The organism is Vicinamibacteria bacterium (assembly GCA_035620555.1).
Taxonomy (GTDB): Bacteria; Acidobacteriota; Vicinamibacteria; order Marinacidobacterales; family SMYC01; genus DASPGQ01.
Genome location: DASPGQ010000017.1, coordinates 1 through 2993, shown reverse-complemented (window position 1 = coordinate 2993; position 2993 = coordinate 1). Strand labels below are relative to the sequence as shown.

1 protein-coding gene is annotated in these 2993 nt (G+C 64.6%); it reads right to left on the bottom strand.

Going from position 1 to position 2993, the window contains the following annotated elements:
* The coding region (locus VEK15_00645; GenBank protein HXV59170.1) for a PAS domain S-box protein at positions 1 to 2953 on the bottom strand (2953 nt) is incomplete at its 3' end.
* Positions 2954 to 2993 lie beyond the last annotated feature (40 nt).

The following is a 2993-nucleotide window of genomic DNA, read 5'->3' as shown; positions in this document are numbered from 1 at the left end:
GAGCTCTCGAAGAATCAGTTTCCGTCAGCAGAGTCTTGGAACAGGCCGCGAGCCCCTCTTCGTAGCGTAGACGTACGGCGAGCGCCTCCTGAGCGAGCCGCCGCTCGTGGATCTCGTCCCGGTAGGCGACGTTCATCCGCGCGAGCTGAGCCGTCCTCTGCTCGACGCGCGTCTCGAGCTCGTCATGGGCCTGCCTCAGGTCCTGCTCGGCCCGAAACCGCTGATGCGCCTCCAGGGTGAGCGAAGCGAAGTCCGCGACCGAGGCGGCGAAGCGTTCTTCCTCGGGAGTCCAGGTTCGGGGGGGTCCCACGTGCTCGTGGCAGAGAACGCCCACCATGCGTCCTTCGAGCCAGATCGGAGCGTCGAGCATCGAGGTGATGCCGAGAGGAGCGAGATAGTTTTCCGAGAACTCGCGGGTGCGGGGATCGCTGTGGGCGTCGTGCGCGGCAATCGCCCGATGCGCGCCGAGCGCGGCGAAATAAGAAGGGAAGTCGGACTTCGCCAGACGTTGTCCGCGATCGTGGCGATCGGCGCTCCGGTCGTAGAGGTCCAGGCACTCGATGAAGGATCCATCATCGCGGTACATCCATACGCTCACCCGGGAGGCATCGAGGGTCGCCGAGGCGGCCCGGGTGAGCTCTCCCATCAAGCTCTCCAGGTTCCCACGCTCCGGGCTCAAGCGCTTCGAGAAATCGGCGAGAACCACGTTCTGTTTCGAAAGCAGCTCGTGGCTGCGCCGCAGGGCTTCTTCCGCCTGCTTGCGCTCGGCGACCTCGCTCACCAGCGTCTCGTTCAGCCGCGCGAGCTCCGCGGTTCTCGCCTTGACGCGCTCCTCGAGATCGTCATGAGCACGCTTGAGCTCCTCCTCGGCCCGCTTCCGCTCGGCGATGTCCCGCCCGATGGCGACGAAGTACTGGATCTCGCCCGAGTCGTTGAGAATGGAGAAGATCAAGACCTCGATCGGCGTCGTCGTGCCGTCGGCCTTGGGGGCGACGAGCTCCCCACGAAAGATGCCGGACTCGCGGACGTTGCGAATCACGGAGTCCACCACGCCTTCTCCGAAGAACTCCGCCGCCGACCGCCCGATGAGGTCCTCGTCGGAAAACCCGCTCAGCACGCGGTGAATGGGGTTCCGTTCGACGAAGACGCAGTTGGCATCGAGGACCACGATTCCGTCGTGGGAGCGGTCGAAGATCTGGCGATAGAGCTTCAGCTTTTGCCGCGCCTGGTAGCGTTCGGTGATGTCGATCCCGGTGGCGACGACGTACTCGACGCGGTCGCCGGGGCCCGTCAGCGTGGTGTTCGACCATTCGATGAGCCTTCGCTCGCCGGTGCGAGTGATCCAGTAGTTGCGGCGCTCCAGCCGAGACTCCCCTTCGAGGAGCCTCCGGAAATCCCTCTCCACCTCCGCGCGCTCCTCGGCAAGAAGTAACGTCTCGGGAAAGGCTTCTCCCCGGATCTCTTCGAAGCCGTAGCCGGTGATGCGCTCACAGGCCCGGTTGAACCGAACGACCCGTCCCTCGGGATCGAGCACCACGACCAGGGCGGCGGCGGTGTCGAGAACCGCGGAGACGAAGTTTCGCTCCTTCTCGAGGGCCTCTTCCGCCTGTTTGCGATGAGTGACGTCGTAGCAGCCGGCGACGATCACCGGCTCGCCCCGAAGCTCGGTCGCCACCAGGGAGAAGACCGCGAAGACGACCGCGCCGTCGGCGCGACGTATCCTGACCTCCAGATCGTCGATTCGGCCCTCGCGTTTCAATCGGGCGACGAGATCAGGGCGCTCGCCGGGATCGGCATAGAAGTCAATCGAGCGGTGTCTCATGACCTCTTCGCGCGTCAGGCCGACCAAGACCGCCTGCCGGTCGTTCGCGTAGAGGATCTTGCCGTCTCTGACGCGGCTCACCATGAGCGGAATCGGAGCGGCGGCGAAGATGAGGTGAAGCTGCTCGTCCGCCTGCTTGAGGTGGGTAACGTCGGTGTAGACCCAGACTCTTCCCGCCTCGACCGGTGAGGTGTCGATCGTCACGTCCCTTGGTATCGGCTCCCGCAGCCGAACGGCGTCCTCGTAGTGTCCCAGGCCGTACTCCTCGAGCGGGGATCCGTCCATCCGCGCTCGAATGACCTCATCGAATCTCGTCGGGTTTGCGGATGACGCGCGTAGCAAGAGATGGAGCTCGCCGATCTCGCCGAGGGAGGCGGCTCCGGCGCCGAAGAGCTCCTCCACTCGTCGGTTTCTCGCGAGGATCCGACCCTTCTGATCCACCATCACGATGGCCGATTGCGACGAGTCGAGAATCGCCTGAAGCTCCTCGTTGGCTTTGCGGAGGGACTCCGTTCGCTCCTGTACGGTTCGTTCGAGCCCCTGGTACGCGCGAATGTTGTCGAGAGCGAGACCGACCATGTTGGCGAACATCTCGAATCGCGCGACGTCCTGCTCGTCCATCGCCCGTTCATGGTGTTGCATGTTCCCCATGAGGATGCCGATGGGCCGGTTCTGCGAGCGAATCGGCGCGATGACGATGGACCGGGTTCGAATCACCTCGCCCGGCGCTTTCGGCCAGCGAGGATGCGTGTTGGGGTCAGCGATGAAGATCGGCTCGTTCCTTTCGAAGCTCTCGGCGAACGGAGGCGGCATGGGGAGCTCGGCCGAACGGATGCGCGAAAGGAAGCTCTCGGCGAACTCCGGCGGATCCCGGGGAAAGCAAATCGAGCGGACTGAGAACGAGCCTCCGTCATGAAGCAGCAGGATGCCGCGGTCGAACTCGAGGCTCTCCGTCAGAAGACGGGGGACCGCATCGAGAAGCTCCTGCTCGTCGCGAATGCGGGAGAACCGGTTGCTGGCATCGTTGAGCGCGGCGAGCTGACGGTTCGCGAATTCGAGCCGTTCGAGGTCACGCCTCGCCGGTTGTTGGAGGGCCTGGTGAAGCGCGAGCTCGAGCTCAGTGGTCCGCACCGGCCGAGTCAAGAAGCGACAGACGCCCAACTTCGCCGCA